Raw genomic sequence first — 24,255 nt, 5'->3', positions numbered from 1 at the left:
TTCGCATCATCGATACTAAAAGTATCGTAACCACGGAGGCGCATTCTAGATGTTTTCAGCTTTACGTCAACTGAAAAGTGCGCAGGTTTTATTGTTTGCTGCAAAAATGGTCGGAACAGATAAGCCTGATGCCGGATGGCGCTGGCGCGTATCCGGCAGCGGGCCTGACGAATTATTTCTTCGCCTGGCGCGTCATCACGGTGCGATACACCTTAAAGCGGCCGGTCTGCGCGATCACTTCGTGGAAGCCGAAGGTTTCATCCAGCACTTTCGGGTACGGCAGGAAGGCGTTGGCCACGATACGCAGCTCGCCGCCGCTGTTCAGATGGCGAACCGCGCCGCGAATCAGGGTTTGCGCCGCTTCAAGGCTGGTTTCCATGCCGTCGTGGAACGGCGGGTTGGAGATGATCATGTCAAAGCGGCCGGTAATATCAGAGAAGACGTTACTGGCGACCACTTCACCTTCAAACCCGTTAGCGGCAAGCGTTGCGCGGCTGGCTTCAACCGCTGGCGCGCTCACGTCGCACAGGGTTAAGCGCACCTTCGGCGAATGGCTGGCAAGCACCGTCGCCAGCACGCCCGCGCCGCAGCCCACGTCCAGCACTTTGCCTTTGGTGTGCGGGGTCAGGGTGGACAGCAGCAGCTTGCTGCCAACGTCCAAATCGTCGCGGCTAAACACGCCCGGCAGGGTTTTGATGGTCAGGCCGTCGAGCTGATATTCGCCCCAGAATTTCTCGGCATCAAACTCAGCCTGTTTTTCCAGACGACCGTGGTACAGGCCGCAGCGACGGGCGCTGTCGACTTTGTTCAGCGGGGCGTAGGCTTCAAGGATTTGCTCGGCGCTGCGCACGCCGCTGCGGTTTTCGCCGACAACGAAGATTTCGCAACCCACCGGCAGCAGGGAGAGCAGGTTCATCAGCTGGAACTGCGCTTCCGGTTTGTTTTTAGGCCAGTAGTAGATCAGCGTGTCGCAGTCGGCAACGTCGCTCTGGTCAGCCACCAGGCTAAAGCGCGCGCGCTCGCCCATCTGGCGGCTCAGCACCTGCCAGTGGTGGAAATATTGGGTATGGGCACGGCTTGCAGCACAGTCGAATCGCGCAGGCAGGTCATCCTGCATATCTCCGGCAAACAGAATACGGCTTTCTTCGAAATCATCACTGTGACGCAGCAAGACTTCACTTGCCGGGGTAAATGCAGACATGAATTGTTCCTCAATAAACTCAGGCGGGGATTATAGTAGGTAGATGGCGCACTTTCGACACATTTGCTATATTTGCGCGCCTGAGAGACAGGAGCTTTCCCTATGACATCCCGACGAGACTGGCAGTTGCAGCAGCTGGGTATCACCCAGTGGGCCTTGCGTCGCCCGACGGCGTTGCAGGGTGAAATCGCCATTGCTATCCCGGCGCACGTTCGCCTGGTGATGGTGGCGGAGGAGCTGCCTGCCCTGAATGAAGCCCTGATCGTCGATGTCCTTCGCAGCCTGAAGCTGACGCCGGATCAGGTTTTACAGCTAACGCCTGACCGGGTGGCGATGCTGCCCGCCGACAGCCGCTGCAACAGCTGGCGACTGGGTGAGGTGGACGAGGTTGCCCTTGCGGGAAGCCAGATCAGCTCGCCCGGGCTGGACACGCTAAAAGCAAACCCAAAAGCGCGTAGCGCGCTGTGGCAACAAATCTGCAAATATGAACACGATTTCTTCCCTCACGACGTCTGATCTCGCGGCAGCGTTCGCCATTGAAACGCGAGCCCACGCTTTTCCGTGGAGCGAAAAAACCTTTGCCAGCAACCAGGGCGAGCGTTATCTGAACTACCGTCTGGACGTCGACGACACCATGGCCGCGTTTGCTATCACGCAGGTTGTGCTGGACGAGGCCACGCTGTTTAACATCGCCGTCGATCCGGCGTATCAGCGCCGGGGCCTGGGAAGGGCGCTGCTGGAACATATCATTCGCGAGCTTGAAACCCGTGACGTCTTCACCCTGTGGCTGGAAGTACGCGCATCGAACGTCGCCGCCATCGCGCTCTATGAAAGCTTAGGCTTTAACGAGGCGACAGTTCGCCGTAACTACTACCCCACCGCAGAGGGACGTGAAGACGCCATTATCATGGCTCTGCCGCTTGGATAACTAAAATAAGGTTGTAACGATGAAATGGGACTGGATTTTCTTTGATGCCGACGAAACGCTGTTTACGTTTGACTCGTTCGGCGGCCTACAGCGGATGTTTTTGGACTATAGCGTCACCTTCACCGCGGAAGATTTTCAGGACTATCAGGCGGTCAACAAGCCGCTGTGGGTGGATTACCAGAACGGTGCCATCTCCGCGTTACAATTGCAGCACCAGCGCTTTGACGTGTGGGCTGAACGTTTGAAGGTAAGCCCGGGCGTGCTTAACGACGCCTTCCTCAACGCAATGGCGGATATCTGTGCGCCGCTGCCGGGGGCGGTTTCGCTGCTCAACGCGCTGAAAGGAAAGGTAAAGCTTGGGATCATCACCAACGGCTTTACCGCGCTGCAACAGATTCGCCTTGAGCGAACCGGCCTGCGCGATCATTTCGACGCGCTGGTGATTTCAGAAGAAGTGGGTGTGCCAAAGCCCGATCCGCGTATTTTTGACTATGCGCTGGAGCAGGCGGGCAACCCTGACCGCGAGCGCGTGCTGATGGTCGGGGACACCGCCGAGTCGGATATTCTGGGCGGTATGAACTCGGGTCTGTCGACCGTCTGGCTGAACGCGCACGGTCGCGTCCTGCCGGAAGGCATCCGGCCGACCTGGACCGTGACGTCATTGAACGAACTGGAGCAGCTCCTGTGTAAACAATGATTGCCTGCCCCCTGTTGATGGGTAAAATAGCCGCAATTTTGTATTCCATGATGCGTGGCGTGCTGCCGCGCTTATAAAAGAAGATTTAATTATGACGTTGTCTCCTTATCTGCAAGAGGTGGCCAAGCGCCGTACTTTTGCCATTATCTCTCACCCGGATGCCGGTAAAACGACCATCACCGAGAAGGTGTTACTGTTCGGACAGGCGATCCAGACCGCCGGTACCGTTAAGGGCCGTGGCTCCAGCCAGCACGCAAAATCTGACTGGATGGAGATGGAAAAGCAGCGTGGTATTTCGATTACCACCTCCGTGATGCAGTTCCCGTATCACGACTGCCTGGTGAACCTGCTCGACACCCCGGGCCACGAAGACTTCTCTGAAGATACCTACCGTACCCTGACGGCGGTTGACTGCTGTCTGATGGTGATCGACGCCGCGAAAGGTGTAGAAGATCGTACCCGCAAGCTGATGGAAGTGACCCGTCTGCGCGATACGCCTATCCTCACCTTCATGAACAAACTCGACCGCGACATCCGCGACCCGATGGAGCTGATGGATGAAGTGGAAAACGAGCTGAAAATCGCCTGTGCGCCAATCACCTGGCCAATCGGCTGCGGCAAGCTGTTCAAGGGCGTGTACCACCTCTATAAAGACGAAACCTACCTGTACCAGACCGGTAAAGGCCACACCATTCAGGAAGTGCGTATCGTGAAAGGTCTGGACAACCCGGATCTGGATGCCGCCGTGGGCGACGAGCTGGCCGCGCAGCTGCGCGACGAGCTGGAGCTGGTAAAAGGCGCTTCGCACGAGTTCGATAAAGAGCTGTTCCTGAGCGGTGAAATTACCCCGGTCTTCTTCGGTACCGCGCTGGGTAACTTTGGCGTTGACCACATGCTCGACGGTCTGGTGGAGTGGGCGCCGAAGCCTATGCCGCGTAAAACCGACACCCGTGAAGTGGAAGCCCAGGAAGAGAAATTCACCGGCTTCGTCTTTAAAATTCAGGCCAACATGGACCCGAAACACCGCGACCGCGTGGCCTTCATGCGCGTGGTGTCCGGGAAATACGAGAAGGGCATGAAGCTGCGCCAGGTGCGTATAGGTAAAGACGTCGTGATTTCCGATGCGCTGACCTTTATGGCGGGTGACCGTTCGCACGTTGAAGAAGCCTACCCTGGCGACATCATCGGCCTGCACAACCACGGCACCATCCAGATTGGCGATACTTTCACCCAGGGCGAAATGATGAAGTTCACCGGTATCCCGAACTTCGCGCCGGAGCTGTTCCGCCGTATTCGTCTGCGCGATCCGCTGAAGCAGAAACAGCTGCTGAAAGGCCTGGTTCAGCTTTCCGAAGAGGGCGCAGTGCAGGTGTTCCGCCCCATCGCCAATAACGACCTGATCGTGGGCGCCGTCGGCGTGCTGCAGTTCGACGTGGTTGTGGCGCGTCTGAAGAGCGAATACAACGTTGAGGCGATTTACGAATCGGTGAACGTGGCGACCGCGCGCTGGGTTGAGTGTTCCGACGTGAAGAAATTCGAAGAATTTAAGCGTAAGAACGAAATCCAGCTGGCGCTCGACGGCGGCGATAACCTGACCTACATCGCCCCAACCATGGTCAACCTGAACCTGACGCAGGAACGTTATCCTGACGTGCAGTTCCGTAAAACCCGCGAGCACTAATCCCCTCTCAGAGCACGGCTCCCGCCGTGCTCTTCTTTTATTCCTGTCTTATTAATCCCTTGCGGAATGTTCTTAAATCAGCGCTTTTTCGCGTAGTTTGCTCGTTTTTTGCCCGATTCTGAAAGCGACCCTGTGAGAGTGATCTATATTTAACTCAGTGTTTAGCACCGGGCGTGGACGAATTAACTGTTCAATGCATGGATTTTGGTTCTCCACTTTGCCCGCGTGTTTATTCGCAACAGATAAAACTAGTGATGCTAGTAATAAAGGAAGTTTGCCACCCGAATGTCGGGCATTACACAGGAATACATCGATGAATATGACAAGACTGAAGATTTCTAAAACTCTGTTGGCTGTAACGTTAGGTAGCGTTCTGGTAAGTGGCTCTGCTTTCGCGGAAACCACCACTACGGACAAAGCGCAATCCACCGTTAATAGCGCAGGTGAAAAAATCGATAGCTCTATGAATAAAGTCGGTAATTTCATGGATGACAGCTCAATCACAGCAAAAGTGAAAGCCGCGCTGGTGGATGACGAAAATATCAAGAGCACCGATATTTCCGTTAAAACCAACGAGAAAGTTGTCACCCTGAGTGGTTTCGTAGAGAGCCAGTCCCAGGCCGAGCAGGCCGTGAAAGTGGCTAAAGGCGTTGAAGGCGTTGCCTCCGTTAGCGATAAATTGCACGTCCGTGACGGCAAAAACGCGTCGGTGAAAGGCTATGCAGGCGATGCGGCAACCACCAGCGAAATCAAAGCTAAACTATTAGCAGATGACGTCGTGCCATCGCGCAAGGTGAAAGTAGAAACGACCGACGGCGTGGTTCAGCTGTCCGGTACGGTTGATTCACAGGCGCAGGCGGAACGTGCGGAATCTATCGCTAAAGCCATTGATGGCGTGAAAAGCGTTAAAAACGACCTGAAAGTGAAATAAATCCACACCACTCGCCCATTTGGCTAAGGCCTGTGGGCGAAATAAGAACGACACTGGAAAAACGCCGGTGAGTAGCCTGAGCACTCACGTATAGCGGCCGACATTAACTATGGTAAAGGAGAGGCTTATGTTTCGTTGGGGCATTATATTTCTGGTAATCGCGTTAATTGCCGCCGCTTTAGGCTTTGGTGGACTGGCAGGTACAGCGGCATGGGCGGCTAAAATCGTCTTCGTTGTCGGTATCATCCTGTTCCTGGTGAGCCTGTTCACAGGCCGTCGACGTCCGTAGCAATCGCAACATTTCTTAAACAAAGCCAGTCCTCGTGACTGGCTTTTTCTGGTTTGAGCCCCGCGTAAGGTGTAGGTTACTGTGTATTCATAAAACAAATAACACAGGAAAGCAGAGGTGGGGCAACGAATTCCCGTTACGCTCGGCAATATTGCGCCGCTGGCGTTAAAACCGTATCGTCCGGGCCGGCTTGCACTGGTGTGCGAGGGCGGCGGGCAGCGCGGTATCTTCACAGCAGGCGTGCTGGATGAATTTATGCGCGCCGACTTCAATCCTTTCGATCTCTTCTTTGGCACCTCCGCGGGGGCGCAAAATCTCTCTGCCTACGTGTGCAACCAGCCGGGCTATGCCCGAAAGGTGATCATGCGCTACACCACGTCGCGGGATTTCTTCAACCCGATTCGCTTCGTGCGCGGGGGGAATCTTATCGATCTCGACTGGCTGCTGGATTCCACCTCCAGCCAGATGCCACTGGCGATGGACACGGCGTCGCGACTGTTCGATACCGGAAAAGAGTTCTGGATGTGCGCCAGCCGGGGCGACGACTACTCGCCGGGCTATTTCTCGCCGCAGAAGGAGAATTGGCTCGATATTATTCGCGCCTCGAGCGCTATTCCCGGGTTTTACCGCACCGGCGCGCTGCTCGACGGAATCAGCTATCTCGACGGCGGCATCAGCGATGCGGTGCCGGTGCAGGAGGCCGCCCGCCGGGGGGCGAAGACCATCGTGGTGATCCGCACCGTGCCCTCGCAGATGTACTACACCCCGCAGTGGTTCAAGCGGATGGAGCGCTGGCTCGGGGACAGCAGCCTGCAGCCGCTGGTGGATATCGCCCAGCGCCACGAGTCCAGCTACGGCGCGATGCAGCGCTTTATCGAAAAGCCGCCGGGCAAGCTGCGGATCTTTGAAATTTATCCGCCTAAGCCGCTGCTCAGTATGGCGCTGGGCAGCCGTCTGCCCGCCCTGCGAATGGATTACAAAACCGGGCGGCTGTGCGGGCGTTATTTCCTCGCCACGGTAGGGAAAATGCTGGCCGAGAAGCCGCCGCTTCACCGGCATCAGCGCATTATCACGCCGCCTGCGATTGTCGCGAACGACGCGCTGACCACGCCGCTGGTGGATCTCCCGCATGCGAATGACACCACTTTTGACAACGAGGATCTGGCGTGACGCACCGCTTTATCGACACCCACTGCCACTTTGATTTTCCGCCCTTTACCGGCGACGAGGCGCAGAGCATCGAGCGCGCCGCGCGGGCGGGGGTTGAGGCGATCGTCGTCCCCGCTATTGAAGCGGCGTATTTCGACAGGGTGCTGGATCTCGCCGGACGGCACGCTGCGCTGTACGCCGCACTTGGCCTGCATCCCATCGTCATTGAGCACCACCGGGACGAGCACATCGACAGGCTGGACGAGATTCTGCAAAGGGCGGAGCGCAAGCTGGTGGCGATTGGCGAGATCGGCCTCGATCTCTATCGCGAGGATCCGCAGTTTGAGCGCCAGCAGGCGATCCTCGACGCCCAGCTTCGGCTGGCGAAGCGTCACGATCTGCCGGCGATCCTCCATTCCCGCCGCACCCACGACAAGCTGGCGATGCACCTTAAGCGCATGAATCTGCCCAGAACGGGCGTGGTGCACGGCTTTTCCGGCAGCCTGCAGCAGGCGCAGCGGTTTATCGAACTGGGCTACAAAATTGGCGTGGGCGGAACAATTACCTATCCCCGCGCCAGCAAAACCCGGGAGGTGATGGCGCAGCTGCCGCTGTCGGCGCTGCTGCTGGAAACCGACGCCCCCGACATGCCGCTGAACGGCTTTCAGGGTCAGCCGAACCGCCCGGAGCAGGCCGCGCGCGTCTTTACTGCTCTTTGTGAACTGCGTGAGGAGCCCGCGGACGTGATTGCCCAGGCGCTGCTCGACAACACCCGCGAGCTGTTTGGCATCGCGCTATAGATAGAGCGCCGGGCGGATAACCGAAATCTGCCGCTGTTCCAGGGCCTGCGCCAGCGGCTCGATGTCGTCCGGGGTGGCGCTGCGCCAGGCCGCCGCGTCACCGTAAACCCCATGAGCGTGAAAGGCGTTGATACGCACCGGCACGTTCCCGAGCGAGCGGATAAAGTCGCTCAGCGCGTCCAGATGCTTCAGGTAATCGCACTGCCCGGGGATAACCAGCAGCCGCAGCTCGGTGAGCCGGTTATGCTGCGCCAGCCAGCGGATGCTGTGCTTGATCGGCGGGTTTTCGCGCCCGGTCAGGAAGCGGTGATGCTCGTTTCCCCAGGCTTTGAGATCCACCATCGCCCCGTCAAATACCGGCAGCAGCTTCTGCCAGCCGGTTTCCCCCAGCAGACCGTTGCTGTCCACCAGGCAGGTGAGATGATGCAGCGCGGGTTCGGCTTTTAGCGCGGTAAACAGCGCAACTAAAAACGGCAGCTGGGTGGTGGCTTCGCCGCCGCTGACGGTCACGCCGTCGATAAAGGGCGCGACCTTGCGAACCTGATCAAGCACGTCGTCCACGCTCATACGCTGCGCCATCGGCGTCGCCTGCTGCTGGCACAGGTGCAGGCAGGTGTCGCACTGCTGGCAGTCGCTCTCCTGCCACCAGACGCGTCCGGCCTGTATGTTCAGCGCCCCGTGCGGACAGTGGGGCACGCAGTCCCCGCAGTCGTTGCAGCGGCCGATAGTCCACGGGTTGTGGCAGGTTTTACAGCGCAGGTTGCACCCCTGAAGGAACAGCGCCAGGCGGCTGCCCGGCCCGTCCACGCAGGAGAAGGGGATAACCTGACTAACTAAAGCGCATCTGCTGTTCATGGCTAATCACGCGTGACTGACGTTCGAGGATCCGGGTATTGCGCGCCGCTTCTTCCCCAAGCCATGTAGTGTTGGTACGCGATCCCTCCTCGCGGTATTTATTTAGATCCGAGAGCCGAACCATGTACCCGGTCACGCGCACCAGATCGTTACCCGCGACGTTGGCGGTAAACTCGCGCATTCCGGCGCTGAAGGCGCCCAGGCAGAGCTTCACCACCGCCTGCGGGTTGCGCTTCACGGTTTGATCGAGGGTTAAAATATCGCTGATGCCGGAGTGGTAATGCGCGTGATGCGGTGCGACCGCCAGCAGATGGCTGATGGGGTCGGGCTCATCGCCGTAGGGCAGACGCGCCCCCGGCGTGGTGCCGGTATCGGAACTGATCCCCGACTGGGCGTGCAGCATCGCCCGCTGCTTCCAGCCGTGCTTCACCGGCGCGTTTTCCACAAAGGCCGCAAGCTGCTCGCTGATGCGATACCCCACCGCGTTGGCCTGCTCGTCTTTGCCGTAGCGCCCGCGAATGCCGGCCTTCTCGCACAGTATGTTGACCGCCTCGGCCAGGCCGTACATGCCGAACATCGGCACAAAACGCCCGGCATCGATCAGCCCCTCTTTCACCAGGAAGCTATTCTCAAAGAAGCCGGATTGCTCATAAAGGAAGTCGCAGCGGGCATCGATAATGGCGATTTGCTGCCGGCAGTAGTGCGGCAGCGTGCGGGTGAAGAAATCGTCGAGGGAGTCGCTCCGTTCGGCGATGGCTTTCAGATTCAGGCGCACCAGCGTGCTGCCGCCGCCCGCCAGCGGCAGCGAGTTGTAACAGCTCACCACGCCGTAGCCGCCTTTTGTGAAAATTTTATCATTCACCGGGCCATTAGAAATATGCGGCTTGCTGCATTCGCAGATGTTTTTCGCCACCTCAAGCAGCAGGTCGTCAGGGGTGATCTCTGGATCGTAAATAAAGGTGAGATTCGGCGCGACCTGCTTCAGCTCGGCGTCGGCACGTAAAATCGCGCGCGTGACGGGCGTATCCGCCGGGCCGATGTTGGCGTGCATAAAGGCGTCCGGCAGGGTGCGATCGAGGTAGCGCCAGAAACGTTTTATTCGAACATCGATTTCGTCTTGTGTTAGAATTCTAACATACGGTTGCAGTATCGCATCGAGATGTCCGAGAAACACCGGCATGGATGTGACGGACGGAACATGGTGGTAAAGGATGGTCAGCAGCGACAGGGCGTCATCGAGATCCTGCGCGCCTTCCAGCTCCAGCCATTCTGACCCGTTCGCGAGGAATTTGGCGTAATCCGGCAGAACGTAGCGCGGTTTGTAGGGCGCGTGGCCTTCGAACATGTCGCAGATAACCCCTTCGTCCAGCGCCGCGCGTGCTGCCTGCGGCAGAGCGGGATAGGGCAGGTTGTTTTCCGCTTCCAGCGCCAGAAAATGACGTTTCTGCTCGGGCGTCAGCACCTGGCTTGTCACAATATGCTGGCAACGTTGTTGCAGGGCGTCGGACATATTCACTTCCTTTATTGTTCTGCGGTTGATGCGCGGATTGTAGGAAGGGATCCCGCGGGGGCTTTTGATCCGACACGGGTAATCGCTGCTTTAGTCGGCAGTTTCAGCAATAAAATTTGAATTAGATCTCATTACAGTAATGCAAATTTGTATGCAGTTTTCATTAACTGTGATGAATGTCGAAGTGTGAGTGCGGATGAATGTTAGAATACTAACAGACCCGCAAGGTGAAATTTTATACGGCACTGCCGTTGGAGAATGTTATGACCGATTTAACTGCAAGCAGCCTGCGTGCGTTGAAACTGATGGATCTGACCACCCTGAACGATGACGACACCAACGAGAAAGTCATCGCCCTGTGCCGTCAGGCAAAAACGCCGGTTGGCAATACCGCTGCCGTCTGTATCTACCCGCGCTTTATCCCGATTGCCCGTAAAACGCTGAAAGAGCAGGGGACGCCGGACGTGCGTATTGCCACCGTGACTAACTTCCCGCACGGCAACGACGATATCGACATCGCGCTGGCAGAAACCCGCGCGGCGATTGCCTACGGTGCTGACGAAGTGGACGTGGTATTCCCGTACCGCGCGCTGATCGCCGGGAACGAGCAGGTAGGTTTTGACCTGGTGAAAGCCTGTAAAGACGCCTGCGCGGCGGCAAACGTGCTGCTGAAAGTAATCATCGAAACCGGCGAGCTGAAAGAAGAAGCGCTGATTCGTAAAGCGTCTGAAATCTCTATCAAAGCGGGTGCGGATTTCATCAAAACCTCTACCGGTAAAGTGCCGGTGAACGCCACGCCGGAAAGCGCGCGCATCATGATGGAAGTGATCCGCGACATGGGCGTGTCTAAAACCGTTGGCTTCAAACCGGCTGGCGGCGTGCGTACCGCAGAAGACGCGCAGCAGTTCCTGGCGATCGCCGACGAGCTGTTTGGCGCCGACTGGGCCGACTCTCGCCACTATCGCTTTGGCGCGTCCAGCCTGCTGGCAAGCCTGCTGAAAGCGCTGGGCCACGGCGACGGCAAGAGCGCAAGCAGCTACTGATTGCCAGACAATGCCGGATGACGCTTCGCTTATCCGGCCTACAGGATCGTAGGGCGGGTGAGCGTAGCGCCACCCGCCACAACTCCCCCGATTCCGCATGGAGGTTACCGTGTTTCTCGCACAAGAAATTATTCGTAAAAAACGTGATGGTCATGCATTAAGCGACGAAGAGATCCGCTTCTTTATCAACGGCATTCGCGATAACACCATCTCTGAAGGGCAAATTGCGGCTCTGGCGATGACCATTTTCTTCCACGATATGTCGATGCCCGAGCGTGTCTCGCTGACCATGGCAATGCGAGATTCAGGAACGGTTCTGGACTGGAAAAGCCTGAACCTTAACGGCCCGATTGTGGACAAACACTCCACCGGCGGCGTGGGCGATGTGACGTCCCTGATGCTTGGCCCAATGGTGGCGGCCTGCGGCGGTTACATCCCAATGATTTCCGGGCGCGGCCTGGGCCATACCGGCGGTACGCTCGACAAACTGGAAGCCATCCCGGGCTTCGATATCTTCCCGGATGACAATCGCTTCCGCGACATTATTAAAGACGTTGGTGTGGCGATTATCGGCCAGACCAGCTCTCTTGCTCCGGCTGACAAGCGTTTCTACGCGACGCGTGATATTACCGCGACCGTTGACTCCATCCCGCTGATTACCGCCTCGATTCTGGCGAAGAAACTGGCCGAAGGGCTGGACGCACTGGTGATGGACGTCAAGGTGGGCAGCGGCGCGTTTATGCCGACTTATGAACTCTCTGAGGCGTTGGCCGAAGCCATCGTGGGCGTGTCCAACGGTGCAGGCGTGCGCACGACCGCGCTGCTGACCGACATGAACCAGGTGCTGGCGTCCAGCGCAGGGAACGCCGTTGAAGTGCGTGAAGCGGTGCAGTTCCTGACGGGTGAGTACCGTAACCCGCGTCTGTTCGACGTCACCATGGCGCTGTGCGTTGAGATGCTGATCTCCGGCAAGCTGGCCAAAGACGACGCCGAAGCGCGTGCGAAACTGCAGGCGGTGCTGGATAACGGCAAAGCGGCTGAAATCTTCGGTCGCATGGTGGCGGCGCAGAAGGGCCCGTCCGATTTCGTCGAAAATTATGCGAAATATTTGCCGAGCGCGACGCTCAGCAAAGCGGTCTACGCCGACACCGAAGGATTTGTTTCCGCTATGGATACCCGCGCGCTCGGCATGGCGGTCGTATCAATGGGCGGCGGTCGTCGTCAGGCGTCGGACACGATTGATTACAGCGTGGGCTTCACCGATATGGCGCGCCTGGGCGACAGCGTAGACGGACAGCGTCCGCTGGCAATTATTCATGCTAAGGATGAAAACTCCTGGCAGGAGGCGGCGAAGGCGGTGAAAGCGGCAATTAAGCTTGACGATAAAGCACCGGAAAGCACGCCGACGGTCTATCGCCGAATCACTGAATAACGGTATACTGATCTGATCGCTATTTTTTGAAGCACTACGTACGGAGAACAATTATGAAACGTGCATTTATTATGGTGCTGGACTCATTCGGCATCGGCGCTACCGAAGATGCAGAACGCTTTGGTGACGTGGGTTCCGATACCATGGGTCACATCGCAGAAGCCTGTGCTAAAGGCGAAGCGGACATCGGTCGTAAAGGCCCTTTGACTCTGCCAAACCTGACCCGTCTGGGTCTGGTTAAAGCCCACGAAGGCTCCACCGGCAAAATTGCCGCCGGTATGGATGCCAACGCGGAAGTGGTGGGCGCATACGCCTGGGCGCATGAGCTCTCTTCCGGTAAAGATACCCCGTCAGGCCACTGGGAAATCGCTGGCGTGCCGGTTCTGTTCGACTGGGGTTACTTCTCTGACCACCAGAACAGCTTCCCGCAGGAGCTGCTCGATAAACTGGTTAAGCGTGCCAACCTGCCGGGCTACCTCGGTAACTGCCACTCTTCCGGTACGGTGATTCTGGACGAGCTCGGCGAAGAGCACATGAAAACCGGCAAGCCGATTTTCTATACCTCTGCTGACTCCGTGTTCCAGATTGCCTGCCACGAAGAGACCTACGGCCTGGATAAACTTTACGAGCTGTGCGAAATCGCCCGTGAAGAGCTGACCGAAGGCGGCTACAACATTGGCCGCGTTATCGCGCGTCCGTTCATCGGCGACAAAGCGGGTAACTTCCAGCGTACCGGCAACCGTCACGACCTGGCCGTTGAGCCACCGGCACCGACCGTGCTGCAAAAGCTGGTCGAAGAGAAAGATGGTCACGTGGTTTCCGTGGGTAAAATCGCGGACATCTACGCCAACTGCGGCATCACCAAAAAAGTGAAAGCCACCGGTCTGGACGCGCTGTTTGATGCCACCATCAAAGAGATGAAAGAAGCGGGCGATAAGACCATTGTCTTCACCAACTTCGTGGACTTCGACTCTTCATGGGGTCACCGTCGTGATATCGCCGGCTACGCCGCAGGTCTTGAGCTGTTCGACCGCCGTCTGCCTGAGCTGATGGAGCTGGTAGGGGAAGATGACATTCTGATCCTGACCGCTGACCACGGCTGCGATCCAAGCTGGACCGGTACTGACCACACCCGCGAGCACATCCCGGTGCTGGTATACGGCCCGAAAGTGAAGCCTGGCTCGCTGGGCCACCGCGAAACCTTCGCGGACATCGGCCAGACCATCGCGAAATACTTTGGTACGTCTGACATGGAATATGGCAAGGCTATGTTCTAAACGGATAGGGTGAGGCCTGATGCCCTCACCCCGGCCCTCTCCCACAGGGAGAGGGAGAACAGAATGTAGGCCGGGTAAGGCGTAGCCGCCACCCGGCAAAAACAACAATGTAAAAGGAACTGAAGATGGCAACTCCTCACATTAATGCAGAAATGGGTGATTTCGCTGACGTCGTATTGATGCCGGGCGACCCGCTGCGTGCGAAGCACATTGCAGAAACCTTCCTGGAAGACGTGCGTGAAGTTAACAACGTGCGCGGTATGCTGGGCTTCACCGGGACTTACAAAGGCCGCAAAATCTCCGTAATGGGTCACGGCATGGGTATCCCGTCCTGCTCCATCTACACCAAAGAGCTGATCACCGATTTCGGCGTGAAGAAAATCATCCGCGTGGGCTCCTGCGGCGCCGTGCGTATGGACGTTAAGCTGCGTGACGTGGTGATCGGGATGGGTGCCTGCACCGATTCCAAAGTGAACCGTATGCGTTTCAAAGATCACGACTTCGCGGCGATTGCTGACTTCGGCATGGTGCGTAACGCGGTAGACGCGGCGAAAGCGCTGGGCGTTGACGCGCGCGTGGGCAACATCTTCTCTGCTGACCTGTTCTATGCACCAGACGGCGGCGAAATGTTCGACGTGATGGAAAAATACGGCATCCTGGGCGTGGAAATGGAAGCGGCCGGTATCTACGGCGTGGCGGCGGAATTCGGTGCGAAAGCGCTGACCATCTGCACCGTGTCTGACCACATCCGTACTCACGAGCAGACCACTGCCGCCGAGCGTCAGACCACCTTCAACGACATGATCAAAATCGCGCTGGAATCCGTTCTGCTGGGCGATAAAGAGTAATTCTTTCTCTTCCCTCCCTCTCCCTGTGGGAGAGGGCCGGGGTGAGGGCACCAAACCGCACTTAGCGCACGGCCTGCGCAATCCACGCTGACAGCTCCCGCAGCTCTTTCTCCTGCTCCGGGAAATCCCCAATCAACGCGTCGCATTCCTGCTGCAGCATATCCGCCCGGTACAAACAGCCCTGCAATCGCGCCGCCAGCGCTTCCAGCGGTGCCGGATTCAGGCTGTCGGTGAACACCTGCGTGCGGGTGATATGCCCTTTTTCCACGTCAAAGTGCAGCTCCACGCCGCCCCAGGTAAACCGCTCGTCCAGCAGATGAGAAAACGCCGGCGCCTGGCCGAAGTTCCACTCCCAGCTGCTCTGGCGGGCAAAGGTTTCGGCGAAGTTGGGCAAGTCCGGGGTTTTGTCCGGGGAAATGACTTCCGCCTCCACGCGCTCGCCATAGTGGGCAAAGAACGCCTCGCGAACGGCCTCGCAAATCTGCTCGTGGGTAATGCCCGGCAGCAGTTCGACCAGATTCGCCACGCGGCCGCGTACCGAGGTAATGCCTTTGGCCTGAAGCTTTTTCTTGTCGGGATTCAGGTAGTTCGCCAGACGGCTGAGATCGGCGTTAAGAAGTAGGGTGCCGTGGTGGAAACCGCGATCCATCGTTTCACGGTAGGCCGAGCCGGAGACTTTGCGATCCCCGTCGGAGGTTTTGACCACCAGATCGTTACGCCCGGAGGCTTCTGCCGTCACGCCCAGCGCGTTAAGCGCGTTCAGGACAATCGAGGTGGAGATGGTTTTATCGTATTCCGGCTTGCCCGCCATAAAGGTAAAGCAGGTATTGCCCAGATCGTGGAACACCGCGCCGCCGCCGCTGCTGCGGCGCGCCAGACGGACGTTATCCTCTTCCATACGCCGGGTGTTGCACTCTTTCCACGGGTTTTGCGCGCGGCCAATGACCACGGTATCGGCGTTGCGCCACAGGAAAAGTACGCGCTGGGTGGCGGGCATCTGGCGGAAGATGCACTCTTCCACCGCGAGATTAAACCAGGGATCGTAAGAGTCTGAGATAAGCAGGCGTAACGTCGTCATGAGAGTTCCTTTTCCGAATCGTCCGCCTACTTTATCACTGATCTTTCTTCTCGCCCTCTTCCTCTTCGGGCACGGACTTGCTTGCGGTCAGCAGGAACGGCGATTGCTGCCAGCGGGTGCGTTTGCCCTGCAGCAGGGTGCGGGCCAGCACCACGCCGATCGCCAGGGAAAGCAGCAGCATCAGGCGCAAAATATTGGTGGTGTTATCCACCTGCTTGGCTTCGGTGGCGAGGGTATGGGTGTCGAGCGTCAGGCGCAAATAGCCGAGCGGGCCATTTTTCCCCTGAATAGGTTCGACGATTTGCTGGTTGAAATAGCCCCCGGCTTTTTTGCCGTCCAGCGCCAGGCGATCGCGGACGTCAACGTGCTCACCGGCGCGGGAAATCAGGTCGCCCTGTTCGTCGTACACCCCGGCGTCCAGGATACGGCTGTTATCCGTAAGCTGGCGTAAAACCTGGCTTATCCGCTTATCATCCGGCGTTTCGGTCCGCATCGACGGCGCAACGTTGAGCGCCACCTGACGCGCCAGGGTGCGCGCCAGCTCTTCAAGCTGCGGGTTGCGTTGTCGTTGATGGTTCTGGCTGAACCACGATGCCCCTTGCATCAACGCCACTAATAGCGCGAGACAGATAAGGACGATCACGGCGCGATGAAGCCGGAATTTCAGTTTTGCGCGAGCCATATTCCACCTGCTGAAAATTTACGGCTTAATGTTGCCAGAAGTGATGGTTACAGGGTAGCCTCATGCGTTATTTTCCCTCTGGAACCTTCCGGCGCGAACGAAATTACAGGAGCTTCAATGCCGAACATTACCTGGTGCGATCTGCCAACAGATGTCTCTTTATGGCCAGGATTGCCGCTCTCTTTAAGTGGTGATGAGGTAATGCCTCTGGACTACCACGCCGGTCGTAGCGGCTGGCTGCTGTATGGACGCGGCCTGGATAAACAGCGCCTGACCCAGTACCAAACCAAGCTGGGTGCGGCGATGGTGATTGTCGCCGCCTGGTGCGTTGAAGATTACCAGGTGATCCGCCTGGCAGGTTCCCTGACGCAGCGCGCCACGCGCCTGGCCCACGACGCCGGGCTGGACGTTGCGCCGCTGGGCAAAATTCCGCATCTGAAAACCCCTGGCCTGCTGGTCATGGACATGGACTCCACCGCCATTCAGATCGAATGTATTGATGAAATTGCGAAGCTGGCCGGCAGCGGCGAGCTGGTGGCCGAAGTGACCGAACGCGCCATGCGCGGCGAGCTGGATTTCACCGCCAGCCTGAGACAGCGCGTGGCGACCCTGAAAGGGGCTGACGCCAATATTCTGCGCCAGGTGCGCGACGAGCTGCCGCTGATGCCGGGGCTGACGCAGCTGGTGCTCAAGCTGGAAACCCTCGGCTGGAAGGTGGCTATCGCCTCCGGCGGGTTCACCTTCTTCGCCGACTACCTGCGCGACAAGCTGCGCCTGACCACCGTGGTGGCGAACGAGCTGGAGATCATGGACGGCAAGCTCACCGGACACGTGATTGGCGACATCGTGGATGCCCAGTACAAAGCCAACACCCTGGCCCGTCTGGCAGAGAAGTATGAAATCCCGGTCGCCCAGACCGTGGCTATCGGTGACGGCGCGAACGATCTGCCGATGATCAAAGCGGCGGGCCTTGGCATCGCCTATCACGCCAAGCCAAAAGTGAATGAAAAGACGGAAGTGACTATCCGTCATGCTGACCTGATGGGGGTGTTCTGCATTCTCTCCGGCAGCGTTAACCAGAAATAAAGAGGTAAACCGTGGCGAAAGCTCCAAAACGCGCATTTGTCTGTAATGAATGTGGTGCGGATTATCCGCGCTGGCAGGGGCAATGCAGCGCCTGCCATGCCTGGAACACCATCACCGAAGTGCGTGGTGTGGCGGCTTCGCCGAGCGTGGCCCGCAACGAGCGCCTGAGCGGCTATGCGGGGAATGCGGGCGTCGCGAAAGTGCAAAAGCTGTCCGACATCAGCCTCGAAGAACTGCCGCGCTTTTCCACCGGATTTAAAGAGTTCGACCGTGTGCTCGGCGGCGGCGTCGTGCCGGGCAGCGCGATCCTTATCGGCGGTAACCCGGGCGCGGGTAAATCCACGCTGCTGTTGCAGACGCTGTGCAAGCTCGCCGAGCAGATGAAAACCCTGTACGTTACCGGGGAAGAGTCCCTGCAGCAGGTGGCGATGCGCGCGCACCGCCTTGGCCTGCCAACGGGCAACCTGAACATGCTCTCGGAAACCAGCATCGAGCAGATCTGCATGATTGCCGAAGAAGAGCAGCCGAAGCTGATGGTGATCGACTCCATCCAGGTGATGCACATGGCGGATATTCAGTCTTCGCCGGGCAGCGTGGCGCAGGTGCGCGAAACCGCGGCCTATCTTACGCGCTTTGCCAAAACCCGCGGCGTGGCGATTGTGATGGTCGGCCACGTCACCAAAGACGGCTCGCTGGCGGGCCCGAAAGTGCTGGAGCACTGTATCGACTGCTCGGTGATGCTCGACGGCGACGCCGACTCCCGCTTCCGCACCCTGCGCAGCCACAAAAACCGCTTCGGCGCCGTTAACGAGCTGGGCGTTTTCGCCATGACCGAGCAGGGGCTGCGCGAGGTGAACAACCCGTCCGCCATCTTCCTGAGCCGGGGCGATGAAGTCACGTCTGGTAGCTCCGTCATGGTGCTGTGGGAAGGGACGCGCCCGCTGCTCGTAGAGATCCAGGCGCTGGTAGATCACTCCATGATGGGCAACCCGCGACGCGTGGCGGTAGGTCTGGAACAGAACCGTCTGGCTATCCTGCTGGCGGTGCTGCACCGTCACGGCGGGCTGCAAATGGCGGATCAGGATGTCTTCGTCAACGTGGTCGGCGGCGTGAAGGTTTCCGAAACCAGCGCCGACCTGGCGCTGCTGCTGGCGATGGTCTCCAGCCTGCGCGACAGGCCGCTGCCGCAGGATTTAGTGGTGTTTGGCGAGGTCGGTCTGGCCGGGGAAATTCGCCCGGTGCCGAGCGGGCAGGAGCGTATCTCCGAGGCGGCAAAACACGGTTTCCGCCGGGCTATCGTTCCGGCCGCTAATGTGCCGAAAAAAATCCCGGAAGGGATGAAGGTCTTTGGCGTGAAGAAACTCGCAGATGCGTTAAATGTCTTTGACGACTTATAATTACGTATTCGATTTTGCAGGAGGCACCGTAATTTATGTCATCTTTTGACTACATTAAAACCGCAATCCGTCAGAAAGGCTGCACCTTACAGCAGGTGGCGGACGCCAGCGGTATGACCAAAGGCTATCTTAGCCAGCTGCTGAACGCCAAAATCAAAAGCCCCAGCGCGCAAAAGCTGGAAGCCTTGCACCGCTTTCTGGGGCTTGAATTCCCGCGTATGCAAAAGAACATCGGCGTGGTGTTCGGCAAGTTCTACCCGCTGCATACCGGCCATATCTATCTGATCCAGCGCGCCTGTAGCCAGGTCGACGAGCTGCACATCATCATGGGGTACGACGAAACCCGCGATCGTCAGCTGTTCGAAGACAGCGCCATGTCGCAACAGCCGACGGTGCCCGACCGCCTGCGCTGGCTGCTCCAGACCTTTAAGTATCAGAAAAACATCCGTATTCATGCCTTTAACGAAGAGGGCATGGAGCCGTATCCGCACGGCTGGGACGTGTGGAGCAACGGCATCAAAGGGTTTATGGAAGAGAAGGGGATTGCCCCGAACTGGATCTACACCTCTGAAGAGTCCGATGCGCCGCAGTTCCGCGAGCATCTGGGCATCGAAACGGTGATTATCGATCCGAAGCGTACCTTTATGAACATCAGCGGCGCGCAGATCCGCGAAAACCCGTTCCGCTACTGGGACTACATCCCCACCGAGGTGAAGCCGTTCTTCGTGCGCACGGTGGCGATCCTGGGCGGCGAGTCGAGCGGTAAATCCACGCTGGTCAATAAGCTGGCGAACATCTTTAACACCACCAGCGCCTGGGAGTACGGGCGCGATTACGTCTTCTCGCACCTCGGCGGCGACGAGATGGCGCTCCAGTATTCCGACTACGATAAAATCGCGCTCGGTCACGCGCAGTACATTGATTTTGCAGTGAAATATGCCAACAAGGTGGCGTTTATCGATACCGATTTCGTCACCACGCAGGCGTTCTGTAAAAAGTACGAAGGGCGCGAGCACCCGTTCGTGCAGGCGCTGATAGACGAATACCGCTTCGACCTGGTGATCCTGCTGGAAAACAATACCCCGTGGGTTGCCGACGGCATGCGCAGCCTCGGCAGCTCGGTGGATCGCAAAGAGTTCCAGACCATGCTGGTGGAGATGCTCAACGAGAACAACGTTGAGTTTGTGCATGTGGAAGAGTTGGACTACGACAACCGTTTCCTGCGCTGCGTGGAGCTGGTGAAGGAGATGATGGGGGAGCAGGGGTAAATCGCTGGCCCCCCTCACCCTAACCCTCTCCCCGAAGGGGAGAGGGGATCGTACGGAGCTGTCTTTAGCCTCTCCCCACAGGGCTTGCACGGAGCCGTTTTTAGCCTCTCTCCATAGGGATCGCACGGAGCCGTATTTACCCTCTCCCCTCTGGGGAGAGGGCAGGGTGAGGGGAACAAACCACTCAGTACGCCACCACCACTTTCCCGCGCATATGCCCGTCCAGCACTTTCCGGTGTGCCTCAGTGATACTCTCCACGCTCAAACCGTGCAGCGTTTCGCTGAGCGAGCTTTCCACCACGCCGTTATCCACCAGCTTCGCCACCTCGTTTAAGATCTCCCCCTGACGCGCCATATCTGCGGTCTGGTACATGCTGCGGGTGTACATAAACTCCCAGTGCAGCGCGGCGGACTTGGATTTCAGCTTGTCCTGATTCAGCGGGTGCTCATTCTCCACGATGGAGCAAATATGCCCCTGCGGCGCAATCAGTTCGCTCACGGCGTCCCAGTGCCCGTCGGTATCGTTCAGGATGAAAATGTAATCCACAAAGTCGATCCCCTGTTTTTTCAGCTCGCCTTTCAGATCGCGGTAGTTCACCACCAGATCCGCACCGCGATCGCGGCACCACTGGGCGGACTCTTCCCGCGACGCCGTGGCGATAATCTTCACCTTGCTGTTGTGCTTCGCAAACGGGATCGCCAGCGATCCGACGCCGCCCGCGCCGCCGATGATCAGCAGCGTTTTTTCCTGTCCGGCGTCCTGAATGTTCAGCCGCTCGAACAGGCCTTCCCAGGCGGTGAGCGCGGTCAGCGGCAGTGCCGCAGAGGCCGCCCAGTCGAGGCTCGAGGGCTTATGCGCGACAATCCGGGCGTCGATAAGCTGGTAGGTCGAGTTGCTGCCGGGACGGGTGATATCCCCTGCGTACCACACTTCATCGCCAGGCTTAAACCCGGTCACGCCCGCGCCGACGGCGGTCACGATACCGCTGGCGTCCCAGCCGAGAACGCGTGGCGTTTGCAGGCCGTTTTTGGCGATCCCGGCGTGAACTTTGGTATCAACCGGGTTCACCGACGCGGCTTTCACTTCGACCAGTAAATCGTGTTCGCCCGGCTCAGGCATGGGCAGGGTGATTTCAATAAACGCGCTGGGTTGGGCAGGATTAACGGCAATGGCTTTAACGGTCATGATGAACTCCTCAGTGGAATGCGTTGTGTTGAGGCTAGTCTATAAAGTGGACTGTTGCGTGATAAGATGGACAATCAAGAACGAAGTGTTCGCACAGGATGAACAATCATGTTTAAACAGCTTCAGGATATGGCGCTGTTTGCGCTGGTGGCCGAGATGGGCAGCTTCACCGCCGCCGCGCAAAAGGCCGGGCTGCCGAAGTCCAGCGTCAGCCAGCGCATCAGCCAGCTTGAGCAGCAGGTGGGGATCCGGCTGCTGAACCGCACCACGCGCAAACTCAACCTGACCTTTGCGGGTGAGCACTATCTGGTGCACTGCCGGGAAATGCTGGCCGCCAGCGAGCGGGCGGAGTACGCCATTGGGCGTCTGCGGGATAACCCGAGCGGACGGCTGCGCATTACCTGCCCGGCGGGGATTGGCGCAACGCTGCTGGCGCACATGAACGCCGAATTCCAGCGCCGCTACCCGGACGTGTCGCTGGATGTCTCTATCTCCGACGACGTGGTGGATCTGGTGGAGTCGGGCTTTGACGTGGCGCTTCGCACCGGCAAGCCGCAGGACTCGTCGTTGATTGGCCGCATGATTGGACACTGCCCGCGCTGCCTGTTGGCCTCGCCGGACTATCTGGCGCGCTTCGCGCCGCTTGAGCACCCTCGCCAGCTGATTGAACACCGCTGCATTACCCACAAAGCCTGGGCGGAGTGGGTGCTGCAAAGTGGAAATGAAGATTACCGCTTCCTGCCGGACAACGCCCACGTCACCGATAACCTGGTCTACGCCCGGGAAAGTGCCATCGCAGGGGCGGGGATAACGCTGCTGCCTGCCTTTTTACTGGAAGATAAGGTCGAGAAGGGGGCGCTGGTGCCGGTGCTGCCAGCGTGGAACGTGGAGGGCAATGAGCTGTGGCTGGCCTACCCGAGCCGCAAGCTGAATTCGCCTGCGCTGATGAGCTATATCGACTTTGCGATGCAGTTTGAAGAGGTGAAGCGGTATTACGTGAGCAAATAAAAAAGCCGGGTGGCGCTGACGCTTACCCGGCCTACAAACTGCACAGTACCGTAGGCCGGGTAAGGCGAAGCCGCCACCCGGCACTCAGGCACTTATTTTGCAATACGCTTGTACTTAATACGCTTCGGCTCCAGCGCGTCGGCGCCGAGAGTGCGTTTCTTATACTCTTCGTATTCGGTGAAGTTACCTTCGAAGAACTCCACTTTACCTTCATCCTGGTAGTCCAGAATGTGGGTCGCGATACGGTCAAGGAACCAGCGGTCGTGCGAGATAACCATCGCGCAGCCCGGGAACTCCAGCAGGGCGTTTTCCAGCGCGCGCAGGGTTTCGATATCCAGGTCGTTTGTTGGTTCATCGAGCAGCAGAACGTTACCGCCAACCTGCAGCAGTTTCGCCAGGTGCAGACGACCACGCTCACCGCCGGACAGCTCGCCCACGCGTTTGCCCTGGTCGGTGCCTTTGAAGTTAAAGCGGCCAACGTAAGCGCGGCTCGGCATTTCGGTGTTGCCGATACGCATAATGTCCAGACCGCCGGACACTTCTTCCCATACGGTTTTGCTGTTGTCCATCGCGTCGCGGAACTGGTCAACGGAAGCCAGCTTCACGGTCTCACCCAGGGTGATAGAGCCGCTGTCAGGCTGTTCCTGACCGGACATCATGCGGAACAGGGTCGATTTACCCGCGCCGTTCGGACCGATGATGCCGACGATGGCGCCTTTCGGTACGGAGAAGCTCAGATCGTCAATCAGCAGGCGGTCGCCGTAGGACTTGCGCAGGTTGCTGACTTCAACCACTTTGTCACCCAGGCGGGCTCCAGGTGGAATAAACAGTTCGTTGGTTTCGTTACGTTTCTGGTATTCGGTATTGTTCAGCTCTTCGAAGCGTGCCAGACGGGCTTTGCCCTTAGACTGACGGCCCTTAGCGCCCTGACGAACCCACTCCAGCTCTTTCTCAATAGACTTACGGCGTGCCGCTTCCTGAGAGGCTTCCTGCGCCAGACGCTGATCTTTCTGCTCCAGCCAGGAGGAGTAGTTACCTTCCCACGGAATACCTTCACCGCGGTCCAGCTCCAGGATCCAGCCCGCCACGTTGTCGAGGAAGTAACGGTCGTGGGTAATCGCCACAACGGTGCCTTCGAAGTCGTGCAGGAAGCGTTCCAGCCACGCCACGGACTCTGCATCTAGGTGGTTAGTCGGTTCGTCGAGCAGCAGCATGTCTGGTTTTTCCAGCAGCAGGCGGCACAGCGCCACGCGGCGGCGTTCACCACCCGACAGATTCGCGATTTTCGCATCCCAGTCCGGCAGGCGCAGCGCATCAGCGGCGCGCTCAAGCTGCACGTTCAGGTTGTGACCGTCGTGCGCCTGGATAATCTCTTCATACTTGCCCTGCTGAGCGGCCAGCTTGTCGAAATCAGCGTCCGGCTCGGCGTATTTTGCATACACTTCATCCAGACCTTTCAGCGCGTTAACCACTTCGGACACCGCTTCTTCCACGGATTCACGCACGGTGTGTTCCGGGTTCAGCTGCGGTTCCTGCGGCAGATAGCCGATTTTGATGCCAGGCTGCGGACGGGCTTCACCTTCGATGTCTGTATCGATGCCGGCCATGATGCGCAGCAGGGTGGACTTACCGGCACCGTTGAGACCCAGAACACCGATTTTTGCGCCCGGGAAGAAGCTCAGCGAGATATTTTTAAGAATATGACGTTTCGGCGGGACCACTTTGCCGACACGATGCATGGTATAAACGAATTGAGCCACGTTGGACTTCGCCTCTTTTATCGTGATGAGAATGGGTATTAGCTGCGAAGTGTAGCCTTTTTCACTGCCTAATCCCAGCCAGGAACGTCGGGAGTGTTAAAACGCGCAAGAAAGGTAAAAAAGTGTTCATGACGTGGCGCGTTGATAGA

General features: G+C 58.2%; 23 protein-coding genes. 16 read left to right on the top strand and 7 right to left on the bottom strand.

The annotated features are described in order from the left end of the window. Positions 1-172: 172 nt before the first annotated feature. Complete coding sequence (rsmC, locus tag AB6V08_RS08715) at positions 173-1,201, bottom strand: 16S rRNA (guanine(1207)-N(2))-methyltransferase RsmC (protein ID WP_368542300.1); 1,029 nt, start codon at positions 1,199-1,201, stop codon at positions 173-175. 102 nt (positions 1,202-1,303) lie between these two features. Between rsmC and AB6V08_RS08710 the strand changes: the two genes are divergently transcribed. The 8 genes from AB6V08_RS08710 to AB6V08_RS08675 all read left to right on the top strand — a co-directional run bounded on the left by AB6V08_RS08710 (position 1,304) and on the right by AB6V08_RS08675 (position 7,676). After that, positions 1,304-1,717: a DNA polymerase III subunit psi gene (locus AB6V08_RS08710; protein ID WP_368542299.1), complete on the top strand. Its 414-nt coding sequence runs from the start codon at positions 1,304-1,306 to the stop codon at positions 1,715-1,717. Beyond that, positions 1,686-2,129 (top strand): ribosomal protein S18-alanine N-acetyltransferase, encoded by a 444-nt coding sequence (gene rimI, locus AB6V08_RS08705; protein ID WP_368542298.1) that lies wholly within the window; start codon positions 1,686-1,688, stop codon positions 2,127-2,129. Before AB6V08_RS08710 ends, rimI begins: the two co-directional genes overlap by 32 nt. A gap of 19 nt (positions 2,130-2,148) precedes the next feature. Further along, on the top strand, positions 2,149-2,826 hold the full coding sequence (gene yjjG, locus AB6V08_RS08700) for a pyrimidine 5'-nucleotidase (protein WP_368542297.1): 678 nt from the start codon (positions 2,149-2,151) through the stop codon (positions 2,824-2,826). Positions 2,827-2,917: 91 nt separating this feature from the next. After that, a complete protein-coding gene (gene prfC / locus AB6V08_RS08695; RefSeq protein WP_368542296.1) occupies positions 2,918-4,507 on the top strand; it encodes a peptide chain release factor 3 in 1,590 nt (529 codons plus the stop codon). 313 nt (positions 4,508-4,820) lie between these two features. Continuing rightward, entirely contained in the window at positions 4,821-5,438 is a 618-nt protein-coding gene (gene osmY / locus AB6V08_RS08690) for a molecular chaperone OsmY (RefSeq protein ID WP_368542295.1), read from the top strand. Positions 5,439-5,565: 127 nt separating this feature from the next. Beyond that, entirely contained in the window at positions 5,566-5,727 is a 162-nt protein-coding gene (locus AB6V08_RS08685) for a DUF1328 domain-containing protein (RefSeq protein WP_003856556.1), read from the top strand. 117 nt (positions 5,728-5,844) lie between these two features. Further along, positions 5,845-6,897, top strand: coding sequence for a patatin family protein (locus tag AB6V08_RS08680; protein ID WP_368542294.1), 1,053 nt, complete (start codon positions 5,845-5,847; stop codon positions 6,895-6,897). Continuing rightward, positions 6,894-7,676: a TatD family hydrolase gene (locus AB6V08_RS08675; RefSeq protein ID WP_368542293.1), complete on the top strand. Its 783-nt coding sequence runs from the start codon at positions 6,894-6,896 to the stop codon at positions 7,674-7,676. The genes AB6V08_RS08680 and AB6V08_RS08675 overlap by 4 nt, the downstream gene beginning before the upstream one ends. Here AB6V08_RS08675 and AB6V08_RS08670 read toward each other — a convergent pair. Both AB6V08_RS08670 and AB6V08_RS08665 read right to left on the bottom strand, forming a co-directional pair. Next, entirely contained in the window at positions 7,671-8,531 is an 861-nt protein-coding gene (locus AB6V08_RS08670; protein WP_368542292.1) for a YjjW family glycine radical enzyme activase, read from the bottom strand. The genes AB6V08_RS08675 and AB6V08_RS08670 overlap by 6 nt on opposite strands. Further along, positions 8,506-10,041: a YjjI family glycine radical enzyme gene (locus tag AB6V08_RS08665; protein WP_368542291.1), complete on the bottom strand. Its 1,536-nt coding sequence runs from the start codon at positions 10,039-10,041 to the stop codon at positions 8,506-8,508. The genes AB6V08_RS08670 and AB6V08_RS08665 overlap by 26 nt, the downstream gene beginning before the upstream one ends. Positions 10,042-10,304: 263 nt before the next feature. Here AB6V08_RS08665 and deoC point away from each other — a divergent pair, with 263 nt between their 5' ends. The 4 genes from deoC (at position 10,305) to deoD (ending at position 14,641) form a co-directional block, all read left to right on the top strand. After that, positions 10,305-11,084 carry a deoxyribose-phosphate aldolase gene (gene deoC, locus AB6V08_RS08660; RefSeq protein WP_368542290.1) on the top strand — a complete coding sequence of 260 codons (780 nt, stop codon included), beginning with the start codon at positions 10,305-10,307 and terminating at the stop codon, positions 11,082-11,084. Positions 11,085-11,193: 109 nt separating this feature from the next. Continuing rightward, positions 11,194-12,516 carry a thymidine phosphorylase gene (deoA, locus tag AB6V08_RS08655; protein ID WP_368542289.1) on the top strand — a complete coding sequence of 441 codons (1,323 nt, stop codon included), beginning with the start codon at positions 11,194-11,196 and terminating at the stop codon, positions 12,514-12,516. Positions 12,517-12,569: 53 nt separating this feature from the next. After that, positions 12,570-13,793, top strand: a complete 1,224-nt coding sequence (gene deoB / locus AB6V08_RS08650; RefSeq protein WP_368542288.1) for a phosphopentomutase — start codon at positions 12,570-12,572, stop codon at positions 13,791-13,793. A 125-nt stretch (positions 13,794-13,918) separates the two neighbouring features. Beyond that, complete coding sequence (gene deoD / locus AB6V08_RS08645; RefSeq protein WP_100777730.1) at positions 13,919-14,641, top strand: purine-nucleoside phosphorylase; 723 nt, start codon at positions 13,919-13,921, stop codon at positions 14,639-14,641. A 61-nt stretch (positions 14,642-14,702) separates the two neighbouring features. Here deoD and lplA read toward each other — a convergent pair whose 3' ends face one another. Then, entirely contained in the window at positions 14,703-15,719 is a 1,017-nt protein-coding gene (gene lplA, locus AB6V08_RS08640; protein ID WP_368542287.1) for a lipoate--protein ligase LplA, read from the bottom strand. A gap of 34 nt (positions 15,720-15,753) precedes the next feature. Next, complete coding sequence (locus AB6V08_RS08635; protein ID WP_368542286.1) at positions 15,754-16,401, bottom strand: YtjB family periplasmic protein; 648 nt, start codon at positions 16,399-16,401, stop codon at positions 15,754-15,756. Positions 16,402-16,518: 117 nt separating this feature from the next. On the opposite strand from AB6V08_RS08635, the gene serB reads away from it, so the two are divergent. Genes serB through nadR form a run of 3 tightly spaced genes read left to right on the top strand, consistent with a single transcriptional unit; the run spans position 16,519 to position 20,152 of the window. Beyond that, on the top strand, positions 16,519-17,487 hold the full coding sequence (gene serB / locus AB6V08_RS08630; protein WP_368542285.1) for a phosphoserine phosphatase: 969 nt from the start codon (positions 16,519-16,521) through the stop codon (positions 17,485-17,487). An 11-nt stretch (positions 17,488-17,498) separates the two neighbouring features. Then, positions 17,499-18,884, top strand: coding sequence for a DNA repair protein RadA (gene radA, locus AB6V08_RS08625; RefSeq protein WP_368542284.1), 1,386 nt, complete (start codon positions 17,499-17,501; stop codon positions 18,882-18,884). Positions 18,885-18,919: 35 nt separating this feature from the next. After that, a complete protein-coding gene (gene nadR, locus AB6V08_RS08620) occupies positions 18,920-20,152 on the top strand; it encodes a multifunctional transcriptional regulator/nicotinamide-nucleotide adenylyltransferase/ribosylnicotinamide kinase NadR (protein ID WP_368542283.1) in 1,233 nt (410 codons plus the stop codon). Between the two features lie 184 nt (positions 20,153-20,336). Here nadR and AB6V08_RS08615 read toward each other — a convergent pair whose 3' ends face one another. After that, positions 20,337-21,338 carry a zinc-binding alcohol dehydrogenase family protein gene (locus AB6V08_RS08615; protein ID WP_368542282.1) on the bottom strand — a complete coding sequence of 334 codons (1,002 nt, stop codon included), beginning with the start codon at positions 21,336-21,338 and terminating at the stop codon, positions 20,337-20,339. A gap of 108 nt (positions 21,339-21,446) precedes the next feature. Between AB6V08_RS08615 and AB6V08_RS08610 the strand changes: the two genes are divergently transcribed. Continuing rightward, a complete protein-coding gene (locus tag AB6V08_RS08610; RefSeq protein WP_368542281.1) occupies positions 21,447-22,346 on the top strand; it encodes a LysR family transcriptional regulator in 900 nt (299 codons plus the stop codon). Positions 22,347-22,438: 92 nt separating this feature from the next. On the opposite strand, the gene ettA is transcribed toward AB6V08_RS08610, so the two are convergent. Then, positions 22,439-24,106, bottom strand: a complete 1,668-nt coding sequence (gene ettA, locus AB6V08_RS08605; RefSeq protein WP_032660788.1) for an energy-dependent translational throttle protein EttA — start codon at positions 24,104-24,106, stop codon at positions 22,439-22,441. Positions 24,107-24,255 lie beyond the last annotated feature (149 nt).

This window comes from Enterobacter soli, from assembly GCF_964208575.1.
GTDB classification, from domain to species: domain Bacteria; phylum Pseudomonadota; class Gammaproteobacteria; order Enterobacterales; family Enterobacteriaceae; genus Enterobacter; species Enterobacter soli_A.
The sequence above is the reverse complement of the archived record's forward strand: the minus strand, read 5'-3'. Positions and strand labels throughout refer to the sequence as shown.

Bases quoted from the DNA above. Each gene is read 5' to 3' on its own strand.
- rsmC (WP_368542300.1), bottom strand. From the start codon at position 1,201: ATGTCTGCATTTACCCCGGCAAGTGAAGTCTTGCTGCGTCACAGTGAT.
- AB6V08_RS08710 (WP_368542299.1), top strand. From the start codon at position 1,304: ATGACATCCCGACGAGACTGGCAGTTGCAGCAGCTGGGTATCACCCAG.
- rimI (WP_368542298.1), top strand. From the start codon at position 1,686: ATGAACACGATTTCTTCCCTCACGACGTCTGATCTCGCGGCAGCGTTC.
- yjjG (WP_368542297.1), top strand. From the start codon at position 2,149: ATGAAATGGGACTGGATTTTCTTTGATGCCGACGAAACGCTGTTTACG.
- prfC (WP_368542296.1), top strand. From the start codon at position 2,918: ATGACGTTGTCTCCTTATCTGCAAGAGGTGGCCAAGCGCCGTACTTTT.
- osmY (WP_368542295.1), top strand. From the start codon at position 4,821: ATGAATATGACAAGACTGAAGATTTCTAAAACTCTGTTGGCTGTAACG.
- AB6V08_RS08685 (WP_003856556.1), top strand. From the start codon at position 5,566: ATGTTTCGTTGGGGCATTATATTTCTGGTAATCGCGTTAATTGCCGCC.
- AB6V08_RS08670 (WP_368542292.1), bottom strand. From the start codon at position 8,531: ATGAACAGCAGATGCGCTTTAGTTAGTCAGGTTATCCCCTTCTCCTGC.
- AB6V08_RS08665 (WP_368542291.1), bottom strand. From the start codon at position 10,041: ATGTCCGACGCCCTGCAACAACGTTGCCAGCATATTGTGACAAGCCAG.
- deoC (WP_368542290.1), top strand. From the start codon at position 10,305: ATGACCGATTTAACTGCAAGCAGCCTGCGTGCGTTGAAACTGATGGAT.
- deoB (WP_368542288.1), top strand. From the start codon at position 12,570: ATGAAACGTGCATTTATTATGGTGCTGGACTCATTCGGCATCGGCGCT.
- deoD (WP_100777730.1), top strand. From the start codon at position 13,919: ATGGCAACTCCTCACATTAATGCAGAAATGGGTGATTTCGCTGACGTC.
- lplA (WP_368542287.1), bottom strand. From the start codon at position 15,719: ATGACGACGTTACGCCTGCTTATCTCAGACTCTTACGATCCCTGGTTT.
- AB6V08_RS08635 (WP_368542286.1), bottom strand. From the start codon at position 16,401: ATGGCTCGCGCAAAACTGAAATTCCGGCTTCATCGCGCCGTGATCGTC.
- serB (WP_368542285.1), top strand. From the start codon at position 16,519: ATGCCGAACATTACCTGGTGCGATCTGCCAACAGATGTCTCTTTATGG.
- nadR (WP_368542283.1), top strand. From the start codon at position 18,920: ATGTCATCTTTTGACTACATTAAAACCGCAATCCGTCAGAAAGGCTGC.
- AB6V08_RS08615 (WP_368542282.1), bottom strand. From the start codon at position 21,338: ATGACCGTTAAAGCCATTGCCGTTAATCCTGCCCAACCCAGCGCGTTT.
- AB6V08_RS08610 (WP_368542281.1), top strand. From the start codon at position 21,447: ATGTTTAAACAGCTTCAGGATATGGCGCTGTTTGCGCTGGTGGCCGAG.